This window comes from Ureibacillus chungkukjangi (assembly GCF_044795995.1).
GTDB lineage: Bacteria > Bacillota > Bacilli > Bacillales_A > Planococcaceae > Ureibacillus > Ureibacillus chungkukjangi.
Window position 1 is genome coordinate 3,902,268 of record NZ_CP085009.1, and the last position, 16,798, is coordinate 3,919,065.

Below are 16,798 nucleotides of genomic sequence, written 5' to 3' on the forward strand. Positions count from 1 at the left end.
ATACTCTTTTGCAGTGTTGCCACCAGTAAATCACTCAATTCTTACCTTATTTCTATTTTAGTTAGAGCTGCTGCTTGGTAGGGTGGTAAGCTTCGGTTCAACATCCATTTAGGCATTATACTAAGTGAGCTCCACCATCAATAAGAACAGCCGTCCCAGTAGTAAAACCATTTTTAGCAAGGTATACATAGGTTTCAGCTATGTCTTCCGGCTTTGCAATCCGTCCAACAGGGAGCTGTTGTGCAATGCCGTTGAACAGTGCTTGCCTCTGATCATCTGACATTCCAGCATAGATTGGAGTATCTACAATTCCAGGTGAAACCACGTTTACCCTAATAGGGGCTAGGTCTACGGAAAGTCCTCGAACCAATCCTTCAATGGCTGAATTGATTGCCGCTAACGTAGTAGCGCCTTGAGGAGGACGAACGCCATATACACCAGAGGTTAAGGTGATTGAGCTCTCATTGCTTAAATATGGAAGTGCTGAACGGACAGTAATATATTGCCCCCAGAACTTACTATCAAACGCCTCTTTAGCACTTGCCACAGGCAGTTCGCTAAAGTGCCCCATTGCGCCTTCACCTGCTGTTACCACAAGGTGGTCAAATTTTCCAACCTTACTGAAAAATTCTGCTACTTTTTCTTCGCTTCGAAAATCGATTTCAATTGCTTCTACACTGCCACGAAGAACTTGTTTTGCTTCATTTAATTTGGAAACAGAACGGCTGGCAATGATCACTTGAGCAGATTGATCTAGAAACGCTTTAGCAGTTGCTAAACCAATACCAGAAGTACCCCCTAAAACAACTACTCGTTTACCATTTAGTGACATAATAAAACCCTTCCTTCTTAAAACCCTTTTTGTATTGATCATTCATTGTGAAATTTATTTCTAAAACGATACTATTCAGTACCTATTATTCAGCTAATAATTTTAAGGATTCACGATTAAAGGCAGGAATGTCATCCGGAAAACGGCTTGTTACAATATTATTGCTTACCACAACTTCTTCATCTTTGTAGTTAGCACCTGCATTTTTGAGATCGTTCCTTATTGATTTGAAACCTGTTATGTCGACGCCTTTTAATAGGTCTGTATCAATTAATACTTGTGGGCCATGACAAATCGCAAAAACAGGTTTACCTTCTTGTATAAATACTTTTGCGAATTCACCAAAACGGTCATCTTCACGTAATAAATCAGGAGAGAAGCCGCCAGGGATTAGTAAAGCATCAAAGTCTTGAGGATTAACTTCCCCAATTCCTTTATCTATTTTTACTGTTTCACCTTTTTTACCAGTAATATCTTTTCCAGCCTGTATGTCGATTGTGATCACTTGATGACCAGCATCTTTAAATGCTTGTGCTGGTTCTGTGAATTCTACATCTTCAAATAAGTCTGTTATTAGTGTAGCGATTTTTTTGCTCATAATGATAAGCCCCCTTAAATTTGGAAAAGCATCGTTGGTATTATTCTCATTTAACACAATAAATATAAGTAATCTACCGTGTTTAGTATATGTTACTGCTAGATCTATGGGAGTATAAAAACAATTAGTATCGCTCTGTCACTTGTTTAATGATGATGATGTATTTTGGAAGATTTCGTGATGTCAAATCCTGCTTGCGGCACATAGAAATACTTGATCAGATCTCCTTTTAATTAAGGAATCCTGTAAACAACCTCATAACCTGATCTCACGGTTTCACCCATATTCAATGCCTTAGAAAAATCATCAAGAAGGTTTCCTTGCTGATGTCCTCTTTTTACCTTTCGCTTTTTATAATTTCTGCCAGAAGCTCGTATGAATGCAGGCGAGCTTTGTGGTCGTAAACTTGGGCAATGGCCATGATTTCATCAGCCTGGCTCTCCTTCAAAAATGTATGAAGCTTGTCCTTTATCGTCTGCTGGCTGCCAACAATCGATGTGCCTAATTGCTGCTCGAGAGCCTTTAATTGGTAGCTGCTGGCCACTTCGGATATGTCATCTACCGGTGGTTGAAGCTGTGTAAGGTTGCCGCTCATCAGATTCAAAAATTGCTGCTGCAGGGTTGTGAAAAGGAGTTTTGCCTCTTTATCCGTTTCTGCTGCAATGATATTCAATGCCACCATCGCATACGGCTTATCGAGAACATTCGAAGGCTTAAACGCCTTACGATAGATCTGTAGAGCACCCAGAGTGTTAAGTGGCGAGAAATGGGAGGCAAACGCGAATGGCAAACCCAGTTCTCCGGCCAGCTGCGCACTGAAGCCGCTTGAACCCAGCAGCCAGATTGGAATATTCAAACCTTCACCCGGAATCGCTTTTATAGGGTTTCCTTGGGCCAAGGATGGATCAAAGTAACCGCGGAGTTCCGCTAATTGCTCAGGAAAGTCATCTCCGGTACTTCCCAAGTCGCGTCTCAATGCACGAGCGGTCCCCTGATCTGTACCGGGTGCCCGCCCCAGACCAAGGTCAATTCGCCCAGGATATAAGGATTCAAGAGTGCCAAACTGCTCAGCGATGACGAGTGGAGCGTGATTCGGCAGCATGATTCCTCCTGAACCAACCCGGATTTTTAATGTACCGGCTGCCACATGGGACATCACCACAGAAGTGGCGGAACTGGCGATAAACGGCATATTGTGGTGTTCAGCGAGCCAAAAACGGTTGTAGTCAAGTTTTTCAGCATGCTGTGCGAGTTCTAATGTATGGCGGAAAGAATCAGCAGGAGTACTTCCGGCTGTTATCGGTGAAAGATCCAGCACCGAGAATGGAATTTCGTTTAGTTTAATTGCATGTTTAGACATAAGTTCATCTTCTTCCCTTATCTAATTTTATTAAAAGCTAATCTCATACTGGAATTTCATGAGTCGGAAAGTAAGGCCGCACAAACTCTCCAAGCTCCTGTATGACTTCCTCGGGAGGGCGCTTTGAAAAATACAATACAAATGCCAGGTGATTGACACCAATGGATTGAAATTGATATAAAATTTCTAATAACTGTTTGCGCCCTACACGAAATCCTAAAGGAATCGGAATAGGAAACGCATCGGGATTTTCCGATAAATCGATAAATAAAGTCTGAGTGAAAGGTTTAAACACTCCTGGGGCGTGAATTTCCGACAACTCGCGATACTCGTTAATCAATTGAGTTTGTTGTGGGATAATCCTCGGGTATTGGATCCAACCGTCCCCATTCTGGGCGATCCATTCAATCGATTGATTGCTGAATCCTGTCACCATGGTCGGAATCGAAGAAAAAGGCTTGGGGATCATTCTCATATCCGTTCCATCGATGACGCCTAAATCGCTGTTGATTGTCGGACTGTCCTCCTTTAATAGCCGTTCAAGGAATGCATAATTCTTTTTAAACAGCCCTCCGCTTTCGAGCTTGGATATTCCCAAAGCTGTGAAATCTTTATCCCGGTCTCCTGAAGCCACTCCCATGATCAGCCGTTCGGGAAACAACCGGTCAATAGATGATGCTTCCTTTGCAACTCTGACAGGATGGCGCAGAGGGAGGGCCACACTAGCCGTCCCAAGTGCAATATCCTTTGTATGGGCCGCAAGATAGGTCAAATAAATCCATACATCAAACATTTGACCATTATCATCAATATTCAAATTCTGAATCGTAACGTCCCGAAGCCACAATGCCGCGAAACCATGGTCTTCAATTTTGCGGGCAAGCGACAGCTGATTTTCCATAATCGGATATTTGGACATCCTTGCCGTCGGAATCGCGAAACCAAGCGTCATTTTATCCTTTTGATACAACCTGTTATATGCTCGATGCTGTAATAAACTCACTTCAATTCTCCTTAAATTTTTGTACCAATGTATTTTTCGAACTTTTTAATCGTCTCCTCATTACGGCGATAATACGTCCATTGTCCGATTCGCTTTATTTCAACAAGTCCGCTTTGCAGCAGAATCGATAAATACTGTGAAGTAGTGGATTGCGAAATCCCCGCCTTGCTTCGGATATCCCCTACGCAAACCCCGCCTTCAAATCCTTCATCAGCAATAATATGGGCTTGCGGTGAAAAATGACTGTGGGGATTTTTTAACATTTGAAGAATGCTCACCCTCGTCTGGTTCGACAATGCCTTAAAAATTTCAACGGCTTGTTCATCATTTAAGCTTTCCAATTCCTGCTTCAATGTCATTTGCCTCTTTCTATATCGATTATCACTATATCCCAATGGAAGCTGCATAGATGATTTGAAAGCATCATGCCAAATCGATAATTTACGATATTACCATATTAGCCATCTGATCCTTCCAAATCAAATGATTTGTTTCGAAGGAGATACGGCGAAAAGCTCCCATCTTAAAAAAGACCACTAAAAAATCTACAAATAACAGGTTTGTTCGACGGTTCCGCCACTCCATCTTTGAACTTATTCCATTTTTTTTAGCTTATACACTACTCTATTTGATACAAGGTCTGCAATATTGTTCCTGTATTCCTGATAATGAGCAGACTGAATATGGTATTCCAGCGCTTCCTCATCCTTTCAAACTTCATATAAAACGAAAGTTTGGTCTTCAGATTGGTGCAAGTCATACTTTATACAACCTGCCTCTTCCCTTGATGCCGCTTGTACATTTTTGAGTTCTGATAATAGTTGCCCCTGCAGGCCTTCTTTTGGTTTTAATACAGCAGTCATTATAATATGCTCCATTTTTATCCCTCTTAATAATGAGTGGTTTGCCTTTCTTTTATAAAGTTTTTAAGGTGGCAGTGGAGTTTATGTTCTTCCCAGCATCGTGTAAAAAATATACCCTTTTAAATCTCTTATCCGCTTCAATTATGTAAACTTTTAACTGTTTACTCTTAACTTTTTTAGTATGACCAAAAAGTTGAGGCTTGTTTTCAATTGAATTTGATTGATATTCAACTAAAAGACGAACTAGTAAAACTATATAAATATCGTAACACGGTTCATGTTGAATCTGAGTTAATTTTTGGTGTATTTTTCTTACATTTGGATAGCCAAAAGACTACGGAATTAATTCCGTAGGCTTTCGTTTATATGAAAATTCAGCGAAGAGACTGTAGAATTAGCTTAATGCTTTTACTAAAGCTTCTCCAAATTCTTTAGCGCCATCTGGACCATCACCAGTGATAATATCATCATGAGCAACAACATGTTTTTCAACATATGTTACTTTATTCGCTTTTAATTGGTCTTTTTGTATATCTACTGGATAGCAAGTTGCTTCTCTTCCAGTAAGTAAACCCGTTTTAGCTACAGTAACCGCACCTGCACAAATTCCTGTTACAAGAACTTTATTAGTATACGCTTGTTTCAAGTAGTCTTGTAATTCTTGATTTTCCCATAAATGATCGTTAGTACCAGATCCACCAATAACAGATACAACATCATAGTCAGAAGCAGAAACGTCTGAGAAAATGACCTCAGCGGTTGCTTTACCTTCATAATCCCCTATGATTTCACCTGTTTTTGTACTTGCAATTGTCACTTCAATTCCGTTGCTTTCCAATTCCGCTTTTGGTTGAAATAATTCGTCTTCATTGAATCGTTCTGGTGGTATAATTAAAAGTGCTTTTTTACTCATTAGTAGTTCCTCCTCATTAATGTAAAAGATTTGCCGGTAAGACGACCATTTCATTCTACTGCTTGTTTTCTTCACTGTGAAGAATGCACTTTTTTGTAAGGAGGTTACCGACAGGTTACAATTGATATAAATAAGGAGGTAAGAATTTATGCCAGGTACATTTAGAGATGAAGTTAAAGAAAAGATCATAAATGGTGATTATAATTGTGAAAAAGAACTTACCTTATCAATTATAAGTGGTAAATGGAAAATTGTTATTTTATGGCATTTAGGGGTAGAAGGACCACATCGATTCAGTGATCTCCAAAGGCTTTTTCCAAAAATATCTCATAAAATATTAACGAATCAATTAAGAGAACTGATGGAAGATGGAATAGTTCATCGTGAGGTTTATCCAGAAGTTCCACCGAAAGTGGAATATTCCATGACTGAATTGGGGATGACTTTACTTCCTATCGTTGAAATGATGTATGAATGGGGAAAAAATCGGATAGCAGAAATCATAAAAGAAATGGATATTTCGGAATTAAGCATAAGCTTACATTTACAATGTTGCTTTACAAAACCTATTAGAAAAGAAGCACCTTCACTTAACTGTAAGGAAGGTGCTTCTTATGCTTAATTGCGCAGTATTCAGATCATTTATGCTGTGGATTGGTTCAACTGAACGGGGATTGTGTTTTCTTTTATTTAAAATAAATTATACATAAAAGAACTATAGGAAAAAGTTTCTATTCCACTAATGATGAATCAAGGGTCTTATTAAAAAATAACTAAATCATTTCCAAAACTGTATAATCCAAAAGGCTGGCTAAAAGAAATTTCTTTTTTTAGTCAGCCTTTTTGCTTTACTAGCCTGTCAACATCCTTTCAAAGTGCTAGTCAATTTAAAAACTTGATTAGATAAATTAACTGTTTTTCAATATTTAGATTCTTATATTCCCTCAAAAACCTCATTTACTTATGGTACGGTTCTCCGTCTCGGTTCTTGTGGTAAAACAATTTCTGAAAAAATTGTACTGTCTTCTGAATTCCAGAAGACAATACGTTTTAGTGATTTTCTGTCCAAATTTACTTCGATACTTTTTATTAGTGAACGAATGAGTAATTTCTTTGAAGGCATATCTGCTTGATCAAATACTTGATCAAAGGCTTTTAATAATTCACTCACTTTTTCAGCAGAAATAGTCTCTTTCTGCACAGCATTCTTTCTTTCAAACTCAACAACTTGCTCTTCTAAAGTTTCAATATCAAGTTCAATATTCTTTGTTTGTCTACCATATGATTTAGGAGTAATATCCCCCTTTCGATAATCAAGGTCCAGTTTGTTTAACTCCTTTTCTAATTCTACTATTCGCTTTTTATTCTCCTCATATTGAAGGACTATCTCTTCATTTTCTTCAATATAGTTTTGATTCACTTCTTCTACAAGTTCATCTACAATAGTTCTTTTCGCCACTAATTCTTTAATAATTTCTAGAATTGATTTTTCAATCCAATCCTTATTAATTACATTTGGGCGGCAAACCTCTATCCCCTTAGTATGGTAACTTTGGCATATATAATAATAATAATAGCCGTCTTTTCTCTTTTTAACTTTGCTCATAACTGTTCCACTTCCGCATTCAGGACATTTTAAAATGCCTGAAAGCAAGAAATCAGTTTTTATATTCTTTTCATTGACGGCTGCTTCTCGATTCACAGTAGCAATTTGCTGAACCAACTCCCATGTATCCATATCTATGATTGGCTCATGAATACCTTTTTCTACATGATAATCTGCATCTTTCCCCTTTCTTCGAAGTGCAGCCCAGTTTCTATATCTACCCCAACGGACATTACCAATATAGGTTTCATTTTCCAATATTGTTTTAACAGCATTAATACCAAAGGAACTATTCTTCTTAGTTCTGTAGCCTCGACTATTTAAATCACGAGCAATTGCTTTATAACCTTTCCCTTGCGCCCTTAACTCAAATATTCTTTTAACTATTAAACTTTCTTCTTCGTTTACCACTAATTTTTTATCAATAACGTTATAACCTAATAAGGCTCCTCCGTTCCATTGACCCAACTTTGATTTTTTCTCCATACCTGCTGATACCCGTTCAATGATTAATGATCTCTCATATTCTGCAAAAGTCCCTAAAAGAGAAATGAACATATAGCCATTTGATGTACTACTATCAATGTCACATGTTGAGACTAATAATTTCATACCTCTATGCTTTAATTCTTCATCAATCAGACGAAGTACATCACTATTTTTGCGTGAAATACGGTCCACTTTCCAAACAATAATCGCATCAAACTTCTCATTTCGCATATCAATAAAGAGGCGTTGAATGTCTGATCTATTAAAATCTTTACCAGAATCTGAATCTGTGTAATAATCGTATACTTCATATCCTTTTTGTGCAGCGTAGGCTGTTAGATCCTCCTTTTGTCCTTCTAACGAGAATCCAACTCTTTTTTGTTCTTCTGTACTCACACGGGTGTAGATTGCTGCTTTTAGATTTCCTTTTGTCATTACATTACAACCTCCTTTTTCATTATTTTTTTGAATTGAAATAAGTCTTTTCTACAAGATACTTGATATTCAGCAAAAGCCCCTAAAAGGGAAATGAACATGTAGCCATTTGCCGTACTACTATCAATATCACATGTTGAAACTAATAATTTCACACCTCTAGGTCTTAATTCCTCGTCAACCAAACGAATTACATCACTATTATTATGCGAAATACGGTCTACTTTCCAAACAATAATGGCATCAAACCTTTCATTTCGCATGTCAATAAAGAGGCGTTGAATGCCCGGTCCACTAAAATCTTTACCAGAATCTATATCTGAATAATAATCGTATACTTCATATCCTTTTTGTGCAGCGAAGGCTGTTAGCGCCTCCTTTTGTGCTTCTAACAAGGATTCAACCTTTTTTTGTTCTTCTGTACTTACACGAGTGTAAATTGCTACTTTAGGATTTTCTTTTGTCATTACATTACAGCCTCCTTGTCATTATTCTTTTGGATATGGAAATAAATCATTTCTGCTAACACATCTAAAAATTCTTCCCTTTTTAGATCTTCCTTTGTTTTTACTTCAAAAATGTTGCTTTTCTTTAATGGTTTTTTTAATGATGTCATAACTATATCCTCCCTAATTTGGAAGGGATATGTTTTGATGTAGTGTTTTGATGGCACCCTTATGTATTTAAATTAAATTGGAATTCCTTAATTCCTTGTCTACATAATAAGGTGATTTGGAAAATTTGTAAAGACCAAACGCATTTTATTTTTAATAAAAGAGACTAAACAGGAAATACTTAAGTAATATATACCTTTTTGAGTAATAACTAATATTTCTTAATCTATTCTCCCTATATAATGAAAAAAGGTTTTCTTTAAACAATACCTGTTCAAAGAAAACCTTTTTTCACTTTTTGATTTTACTTGTAATATGCTTCATTTAATCGCACAAAGGCATATTTTCTGTCTTCCCATAACCAATCAATAATTGTGTCTTTGGAAATATAACTAATCTCTCTATCACGGGTGTTGCCATTTGTCCAATAGTGAATATATTCCTCACCATCATATTCAAGAAAGTGGTAAAACCCATTATAAAGTTTTATTGTTACCCACTCCCCATAAACACTTATCCCGTTAGACATTGGTGAACTAAAACTTGTCTCATACCCGTAATTTTCAAACATCTCAGCAATGAATTCATTAACCTCTTGCTTTGATTTAAATACTAATTTTTTGTACATAAAATCACTCCCGTTATTTTGGGATGTGTTTTGATGTGGTATTTTGATGGCACCCATATATTTTTAATAAATTAGAATAATCTAATTCATAACTTTATAATAACCAAATATAATACTTTTGTAAAGACTAAGTGTATTTTTTGTTTTACAAAACGGACTAAACGGGATAAAATATATAATAATAAAGGGGGCTTATGTGTGAATGAAGATAGAATAATGATTGGAGATCGCTTAAAACATTTAATAAATGAAAATGGTATGGATATTGATAAGGATACCCTACTAACAGAATTTGGTTTTGCAAAATCTAGTATGCAAAAATATTTAACTAATGTAAGACGACCTTCACTCGAGCATCTTGTTAACTTGGCAAGAATTTTCAATACCTCCGTTGATTACATTGTTGGATATACTGACTATGTTCTAGATACATGGGATTATGATTTTTTAAAAGAATTTGGCGAATTTTCAAAAGAGAAGATTAATGATTATTTTATCAAACGCGGTAATTACACCTTACCTTCATCCGATACACATTATACACTGCTTTTTTATATAGTGTTCAATTCATTAAGTAACGGACGAACATTAGAGGATTTTATAGGTGAAGAAAAGGAGAAGTTTATTTTTACTGTTGATACATTAGTTAAAACCTGCATGAATATTATAGACATGCCGAATAGCCCACATTTTAGCATAGCAGAAGCGGAATTATTGCATGAGAACATTCAACTTTATAATGATGGGGATTACCGCTTCACAGATGAACAAATCATAAGCAACTTAGAGGAGAATACGGAATTAGAGCATTCGGAAAAAATTGCATTATTAAAGTCTTACCTACAACAAAATATTGCTACAACACAAAGAGCAATCAATTTGCTAAACGAACTAGAAAATGAATAATAAAAAGGCAATATAGCACTGTTTGAAGCAGCACTATGTTGCCTTTATTTATTGATTTAACCAAATTGACTCTAACGCTTGTAGTTGATCTTCCTCGGTTGGCACTGAATATCTAAACAGCATCTCTGCGCTTGAATGCCCACTTAAAGACTGTACGATACTCGAATCAGTACCGTTGCGAATTAAATGGGTAATAAACGTATGACGTAACGCATGAACATTAACCCCTTTTTTCTCAAAGATATGCTGAACGCTGCGGACACTTATTCTTTTTCCTCTGTTAGAAATAAACAAAGCCTCTATGTTATCATTACGTTCACATAAGTATTTGTTAACGGCTCTACGTGCTTCTTTATTTAACGGAATATGTCTTGTTTTATTTCCCTTCCCATTTCGAACAAATAACTCACCTTTACGTTCACTAATCTCAATGTCCCTTTTATCTAAAGAAACCAATTCAGAAAGACGTATGCCTGTATTTAGCAATAATTGAGTAATTGCCATATCTCGTGAATTATTTTCCCTATCAATTTCCCGGATAAGGCGATTAACTTCTACCCTGCTAAGAGATTTTGGAGACAATTTAGTATATTCTATTGGTTTAATAACCGCAATTTCTTCAATTGCACGCTCATTATCTGACCAACAACTGAATTTTTTTATGGCACTCCAATGCTTATTAATAGTGGATGGGTTTTTTCTTCGACTTACAAGATAATCGATATACTGCTGCACATCACTTCTTGAATAGTTTTCTAAACTTGCCCCAGCACCGTCTAACCATTCCGAAAATAATTTTAGTGAATTGGCGTAAGTTTGGATTGTTGTTTTGGATTTGCCTAAAAGCCCTTCTTCTAAAAATTGATTCAGCATAATAAAATTACCTCCTCATTCATTACTTAAAATATTAAGCAAAACTACTAAACACTTGACTTCTTCACTACGGGCTTAATATTAATAAACATTACGGTTTGTTTTGTTTTTTCAATCGTAAAGTAATCAATGATAGATATACGATATATGCCGTCATTTCCAAGATAATCATTGGTATTATCCATTCTCATTAACGACAATCTATTTAATCTAAAAACACGTATATTTATTGGATTACACTCTTGTGTTAGAAAAACAATAATTGTGCTATCAATATCATAGATACCGCTTCCTTCGCTTTCTAATGTAATATCCAGTTCTAAACTTCCGTCTTCAAGTTGTTTCACTTCACCACGATATAAACCTTCTTCATCAAGTTTCAGCATACAATCAACTCCTAGTAAGTTTATTTCTACTGAAAACTTAACGCGCATCTGAATCATCTTCAAGTTAACTTGACTAATTTTTTGTATATTAGAAACTTATAAAAGACCTAAACTCAGAATCCCTTTTAAAATCCTCGCTCCGTATACACTGATTTGCTACAACCCACGAAATCCCTAAGTCTTTACAAGACTGGTATAACATATAGAACTCTGTCATATCCCTAAAATCACTAATACAATGAACTATCACTCGTTCAATTTGCTCAATTCCAAAATCAGTCAGCACTAAATCCAATAAATCCATATGAACAATATGAGCAATTTCCATATCGTAATCCTTCTTCGCAGCATATTTAGTTAACTGATACTTTTTCAATGTGTTATTATCGCCCCACACAAGCCCCAGATAGATCTTTGAGTTTTGCATTTCAGATTTCTCCATAAGCATTCCTCCATATTTCTCAGTCTTTTAATAAAAGTTTAACGCGGACCGAATCGATTTAACAAATATTGCAATCTACTGTCATTATGAAAAGTCAGTAATACACTTACACAATTCTTAAGAATTTGAACTTAAATAATTCTACGCAATTTTTTTCTATCGTTATTTACAAAATATCGGTGTTTTTTCCGCCAATATGGATTTTGAAATGGCATAGTATACAAATTCTACGAAGTCTTTCTACGCAACTTATAAAATTAAGAAGTTTATATGAGAATAAAAAACAAACGGGCAATTTAATGTTTGCACGAACATTAGATCACCCGTTTGTTGTTACTTTATAAATTTAAAAGTAAAAAGTAATTATTGATTGATGTAACGTGGCTACGACTAATGCCACTAGCATGCTTAATGGCACAAGCAGCACCAAGGGAGCATTATTAACTTTTGAGCCGGCTTTTTTTCTTTTGTCCCCCTTTTTATAATTATGGAAATCAGTTAGAAAACCTTTAAATGGTCTTTTTCTTCGATTCGCTATTTTAACCGATTTTCAGTCGTTTGAGTCGATTTTAATTGCAAAATTAAAAAAAGAAGAAGTTATTCTTATCCTTTCTCTTTTATTCATTTTTTTCATATACTTTCATTTTCTTCTGCTCTCTATAGGGATTTTTTTCAGGACTTTTTTCAGGACTTTAAAAGAATTCCTGAAAAAAAAGATTTCCTCACTTGTTAATGGTAAACCGATTCATAACATTTCATCGTATTTAATAACCAATCACGCACATTATGAATAAGTATTAACCGTTCATAATCATTCATATTTAACCATATCTGGTCATAACCGTTATTAACGAATCTTACTTAATCCTTTCAACCCCAAATAAGACTTGTTTTGATGACATCACCAAAAATGTGTTTCTTATTGCGAAGAATCTCCATCATCCATAGTTGAACTTACTACTTTACCGTTTAATTATGAACTTCTAACACTATAACTTTCTTATAAAGTTTCTTTTTTTATCAGCAAAACTGTATTTAAAAAAGAAGAAGAGAAGATTAAATTGCAATTGGTTTGTAACCTTCTCCTTTTCTTCTTTTTAACCGAATGCCTTTCATTGCTCTTACTCCATTTAATCAAATATTTGGAACAATGTTTTGTTGTTATGTATTGGTTTGATCCGGTTTATCTGTGTTCAATTACTTCCTTATAAGATTCGTCTACATGATTAGTACCTTTAGTTTTTATTAATTCCCACCCCATTAACTCTAAGGCATTTGCTTTACCTTCTGAGACGGTCTTTTTGAATAGAAACTTTCCATGTTCAAATTTCCTGAGTACGTAATATTGCTGAATATTGTATTGCTCTGCCCCTAAGAAATCTACATAACCATGATGTATTATGTTGTATTTAGAACCATAGAGTTGTTTCACATGAACTAATTTTCCGTTCACCTCGTTTCCATAATATTTCAAGTCCTCTGCACCTCCATTCCTATATTTTTGCTTAATAAGCAAGGATTATTTTTAGTAAATATCCTTGTGAAACATTTATATTGTTCTGTCTCTTACAAACTTCTTAATTTTTTTGTCCCTATAAAAGCAGCGGAATTCACTGCTTTTATAGGATTGTACATATACACTATAGAAAGGTAGTTCAGAACGAACTGAACACAATTTATCATTTAAACATTAAATTGTTTGTTCCTGCAAAAAAGGAGAAAAAAAGTGGGAAGGTTGTCTAAAAGCCTAATATAAAGAAGGTTACTTACATTTAATCAATGCGTTTGTCTCATTTCCCTCTGCACCAAATCGCTGCTCTATACGAATTTGAAACTCATATAACATTTCGTCTAAATCAGAGAGTACGAATCGATTCTCTCTACCATCGAATAGTTGGTCTACTAAAGGAAGGAGAAGTTCTGCTCGGATTTCTGTAAGAATTTCTTCAAACTGTTCTTTGCACACCAGAATCACCTCCTAGAGATACAATTAAGTAACTAAAGTAACTTTCCTTTAAAAATAAATAAGATCATTTAAAATAATTCTATTTTTCATTGAACCATAAAGTACTTTTACTGAAAATTTTTTATGCTGCGAACACTTCGCATAAATTATCCAAACATTCTACTCTTCCACTTTATGAAAGAAGGAATTTCTATTTTATGAACATGGATTAGAATAAGGTGGTTAATTTTAAAGGCAAGGTGGTACTTTCTCATAGAAATCGGAAGTTTTCAGTACCTTCTAAGTTAAAAATGACACTTTTAAAACCCACAAGCGACTCAGAACCTTGATACAATGGGGTTTCTAACTCTTCCTTTAAAAAAGAGGCCACTTTTTTCTTCAAACATCTTCTTTACTTCAAAATGTTTTCTTATTCTTTAAATTCCATTTCAACCAAAAAAATTGGCATTAAAACTCTATAAACCTTGATATATCAACGTTTTTAGCAAAAAGGAGAACCAATTTTGAGTTGTAAGTGCCATTTTCCATTGCCTGTTAGCCTATGTTTACAAAAAACAAACCACATCTTTTATTAGTACCCCCACATTTTTTTTAAATATCTAAACAAATCTCAACAAATATCTTAATTGTCTCTTCCATAGATAGAAAAAGTGAACTACACTAACAATTAGTTCAGTAATCATATATTTCCTTACAGAAGAGAAATGGTATGTCTGACTGAACAACTAATATAACCTGATAGATAGTTTGGTTAAAGTAGGTATGTATAGTTCGGCAAGGTTGACCAACGTCTGTCAGACTAGTTCGTACACAGAGGAGTATCATAGCATTACTACATAATATTAGTCTCTCCTGTATCACATAAGGAGGCTGAATTAGATGGACAAGAAAGATATTATTGAAAAAAATTTAAGATTAGTTTTAGAAGAAAGAGGTTATTACGACGTAGGAAAGAACACATTTGAAATATTACTTTCTTATGCTACTGGAGCAATTACTGACGAGGTTTTCATTAATAGCGTAGGTAAGGAAATTGAAGAAACTGATTTAGAATACATTAGTTACTTATATTTCCCAGAGCGTAAAAAGCCCGCTACGTTGGAGGTAAATCAGGCTAATCTTGATGAAAAGATTAAGCAAAATCTAAAGGTAAAAGAGCAGTTCATGCTTGAAACTTTAAAAAAGCAACATAATATAGATGAACAAATTGCCCTAAATATTGCGAAGTTTTTCAAAAAAGACGGAACGCCTAAGTTTGTTGAAACTGAATATATTTACAATAGAAAAGGCAAAGTTAGTGAAGTAAATAAAACTCTTAATAACAACCTATTCTCTAAATACTTAGCAGAAAAATACCCATTGTTAGACGTTTCGAAAATTCATTATTTCTACGATAATGGTGTCTACAAAGAAAAACTTTATAATGAAATTAGAATAATTATCCGTGAGGAACTTGAAACTTTAGGAGATACCTTTGTTAATACAAAGGTAATAAACGATTTGCAGACACTTTGGTTGTTAAACCGTAAAGTTGCAACATCACCAGATGATTTGAACGCTCAACCTGTTCTAATAAACTTTAAAAACGGTATTTTAAATGTGGCCACTTTAGAATTAATGCCACATAGTCCTGAGATAAAAACAACAGTACAGATTAATGCAAATTATAACCCTAATGCTGAACCTGTTTATTTCAAAGATTTCTTTGATTTTACATTCCCAAAAGAAAGTCTTCAAAGATTAGTTTGGCAGATTTTAGGTTACAGTCTTAGTTCTTACCATAACAATAAAAAACGTTTTATCATTTTCCACGGTGATAAGGATAGAGGAAAATCTTTATTCTTAAACGTTACTTTAAATGCCCTGTTACCAAAAAGTGCAAGAACTCATCGTGATCTACATAGTTTTACAACGGATCGCTTTGCTACGGCTGACTTATATGGTAAGACGGTTAACATAAATGGCGAGTTAAGCGCTGATACTATTAAAAATACTGATGTGTTAAAAATCTTAACAGGTGAAGATGGCATAAATGCTCAGAGAAAAAATGGACAGCCTTTTGAATTTGTACCGACTGCCAAATACTTATTTGCAGCAAACACTTTACCAACCATTAGCGATCAAGATACTACCTCGGCATTTTATGAACGTGTAATTATCATTCCTTTCACTCAAAAGGTTATTTATAAAGACCGTTCTCTCGGTAGTAATATAATTAAACACGATTTAGACTACATTGCTACCCAAGCCATTCTTGCATTAAATTACTTAATTAATAATAATTTTGAGTTTGATATTCCTTCTGAAATACAAGACATTATTCATACATATGAGGAAGAAAATAACTCTGTATTGAACTTCGTAAACACTGTATGTGAAGTCGATCCTACAGCATTTATGCTGGTTAGCGACTTTATGAAAATATATAAACAATATTGCGAAGTTGAACTTGAACAAGATCCAAAAATCCAAAAACAAGTTAAGAAAATCCTTCAAATGCAATTTGGTGTAAACGTTAATTACCGTTATAAATCAATCAGAGGCTATATGAAGGGAATTAAAATCAATATAGAAGAATTAAACAAATTCCAACTTACACAAAACCAAAGAAATAACTTGTAAAATAACTAACAAAAGAAGAGTTCGAGGTCCTACCTCCTGCTCTTTTTTTGTTTCCTCCCGTTCTTCTTTAATAAAATAGAAAAAGCCTTAGATGTTTTCCGCCACCTAAAGCCTTCATGTATTATTACATCACTCAGAAAGAAGAGTTCGCTGACAATAGAAACCAAAACTACTAACCAAACAGTCCTAAACTATATAGAGCCAGTATTGCACTGTATTCCAACTATTAAGCCCCTTAAATCCCCTATTCGTCAATAGAGCG

Annotated in this window: 19 protein-coding genes; 3 read left to right on the forward strand and 16 right to left on the reverse strand. The window is 34.9% G+C overall.

What is annotated here, in order from left to right; all coding sequences use genetic code 11:
• Nucleotides 1-115: 115 nt before the first annotated feature.
• The 7 genes from LG296_RS19255 to LG296_RS19285 all read right to left on the reverse strand — a co-directional run bounded on the left by LG296_RS19255 (nt 116) and on the right by LG296_RS19285 (nt 5,569).
• Nucleotides 116-832 (reverse strand): SDR family oxidoreductase, encoded by a 717-nt coding sequence (locus tag LG296_RS19255; RefSeq protein WP_025727352.1) that lies wholly within the window; start codon nt 830-832, stop codon nt 116-118.
• Nucleotides 833-917: 85 nt separating this feature from the next.
• Nucleotides 918-1,430 carry a type 1 glutamine amidotransferase domain-containing protein gene (locus LG296_RS19260; RefSeq protein WP_025727351.1) on the reverse strand — a complete coding sequence of 171 codons (513 nt, stop codon included), beginning with the start codon at nt 1,428-1,430 and terminating at the stop codon, nt 918-920.
• Between the two features lie 337 nt (nt 1,431-1,767).
• Entirely contained in the window at nt 1,768-2,790 is a 1,023-nt protein-coding gene (locus tag LG296_RS19265; protein WP_025727350.1) for an LLM class flavin-dependent oxidoreductase, read from the reverse strand.
• A gap of 43 nt (nt 2,791-2,833) precedes the next feature.
• Nucleotides 2,834-3,793, reverse strand: a complete 960-nt coding sequence (locus LG296_RS19270) for a TIGR03571 family LLM class oxidoreductase (RefSeq protein WP_107932123.1) — start codon at nt 3,791-3,793, stop codon at nt 2,834-2,836.
• A gap of 11 nt (nt 3,794-3,804) precedes the next feature.
• Nucleotides 3,805-4,056 (reverse strand): ArsR/SmtB family transcription factor, encoded by a 252-nt coding sequence (locus tag LG296_RS19275; protein ID WP_404427999.1) that lies wholly within the window; start codon nt 4,054-4,056, stop codon nt 3,805-3,807.
• A gap of 447 nt (nt 4,057-4,503) precedes the next feature.
• Nucleotides 4,504-4,656 (reverse strand): putative quinol monooxygenase, encoded by a 153-nt coding sequence (locus LG296_RS19280; RefSeq protein ID WP_235867562.1) that lies wholly within the window; start codon nt 4,654-4,656, stop codon nt 4,504-4,506.
• Nucleotides 4,657-5,050: 394 nt separating this feature from the next.
• Nucleotides 5,051-5,569, reverse strand: coding sequence for a DJ-1/PfpI family protein (locus LG296_RS19285; RefSeq protein WP_025731574.1), 519 nt, complete (start codon nt 5,567-5,569; stop codon nt 5,051-5,053).
• A gap of 148 nt (nt 5,570-5,717) precedes the next feature.
• Here LG296_RS19285 and LG296_RS19290 point away from each other — a divergent pair, with 148 nt between their 5' ends.
• Complete coding sequence (locus LG296_RS19290) at nt 5,718-6,191, forward strand: helix-turn-helix domain-containing protein (RefSeq protein WP_107932121.1); 474 nt, start codon at nt 5,718-5,720, stop codon at nt 6,189-6,191.
• A 339-nt stretch (nt 6,192-6,530) separates the two neighbouring features.
• Here the strand turns inward: LG296_RS19290 and LG296_RS19295 are convergent, their stop codons facing one another.
• The 4 genes from LG296_RS19295 to LG296_RS19310 form a co-directional block, all read right to left on the reverse strand.
• Nucleotides 6,531-8,099, reverse strand: coding sequence for a recombinase family protein (locus LG296_RS19295; RefSeq protein ID WP_107932119.1), 1,569 nt, complete (start codon nt 8,097-8,099; stop codon nt 6,531-6,533).
• Nucleotides 8,099-8,566, reverse strand: a complete 468-nt coding sequence (locus LG296_RS19300; RefSeq protein WP_107932117.1) for a recombinase family protein — start codon at nt 8,564-8,566, stop codon at nt 8,099-8,101. The genes LG296_RS19295 and LG296_RS19300 overlap by 1 nt, the downstream gene beginning before the upstream one ends.
• Nucleotides 8,566-8,715, reverse strand: coding sequence for a hypothetical protein (locus tag LG296_RS19305; protein WP_181417954.1), 150 nt, complete (start codon nt 8,713-8,715; stop codon nt 8,566-8,568). Before LG296_RS19305 ends, LG296_RS19300 begins: the two co-directional genes overlap by 1 nt.
• A gap of 302 nt (nt 8,716-9,017) precedes the next feature.
• Nucleotides 9,018-9,341 carry a hypothetical protein gene (locus tag LG296_RS19310; protein WP_107932115.1) on the reverse strand — a complete coding sequence of 108 codons (324 nt, stop codon included), beginning with the start codon at nt 9,339-9,341 and terminating at the stop codon, nt 9,018-9,020.
• A gap of 198 nt (nt 9,342-9,539) precedes the next feature.
• Between LG296_RS19310 and LG296_RS19315 the strand changes: the two genes are divergently transcribed.
• Nucleotides 9,540-10,247 carry a helix-turn-helix domain-containing protein gene (locus LG296_RS19315; RefSeq protein ID WP_107932113.1) on the forward strand — a complete coding sequence of 236 codons (708 nt, stop codon included), beginning with the start codon at nt 9,540-9,542 and terminating at the stop codon, nt 10,245-10,247.
• 48 nt (nt 10,248-10,295) lie between these two features.
• Here LG296_RS19315 and LG296_RS19320 read toward each other — a convergent pair whose 3' ends face one another.
• The 5 genes from LG296_RS19320 to LG296_RS19340 form a co-directional block, all read right to left on the reverse strand.
• A complete protein-coding gene (locus tag LG296_RS19320; protein WP_107932112.1) occupies nt 10,296-11,120 on the reverse strand; it encodes a tyrosine-type recombinase/integrase in 825 nt (274 codons plus the stop codon).
• A 47-nt stretch (nt 11,121-11,167) separates the two neighbouring features.
• A complete protein-coding gene (locus tag LG296_RS19325) occupies nt 11,168-11,506 on the reverse strand; it encodes a hypothetical protein (RefSeq protein ID WP_107932110.1) in 339 nt (112 codons plus the stop codon).
• An 88-nt stretch (nt 11,507-11,594) separates the two neighbouring features.
• The gene (locus LG296_RS19330) at nt 11,595-11,948 is read right to left on the reverse strand and encodes a hypothetical protein (protein ID WP_107932108.1); all 354 of its coding nucleotides are present in this window, start codon (nt 11,946-11,948) and stop codon (nt 11,595-11,597) included.
• A 1,183-nt stretch (nt 11,949-13,131) separates the two neighbouring features.
• Nucleotides 13,132-13,422: a hypothetical protein gene (locus LG296_RS19335; RefSeq protein ID WP_107932106.1), complete on the reverse strand. Its 291-nt coding sequence runs from the start codon at nt 13,420-13,422 to the stop codon at nt 13,132-13,134.
• Between the two features lie 288 nt (nt 13,423-13,710).
• On the reverse strand, nt 13,711-13,914 hold the full coding sequence (locus LG296_RS19340) for a hypothetical protein (RefSeq protein WP_107932105.1): 204 nt from the start codon (nt 13,912-13,914) through the stop codon (nt 13,711-13,713).
• An 879-nt stretch (nt 13,915-14,793) separates the two neighbouring features.
• Between LG296_RS19340 and LG296_RS19345 the strand changes: the two genes are divergently transcribed.
• Entirely contained in the window at nt 14,794-16,536 is a 1,743-nt protein-coding gene (locus LG296_RS19345; protein WP_107932103.1) for a phage/plasmid primase, P4 family, read from the forward strand.
• Nucleotides 16,537-16,798: the final 262 nt, after the last annotated feature.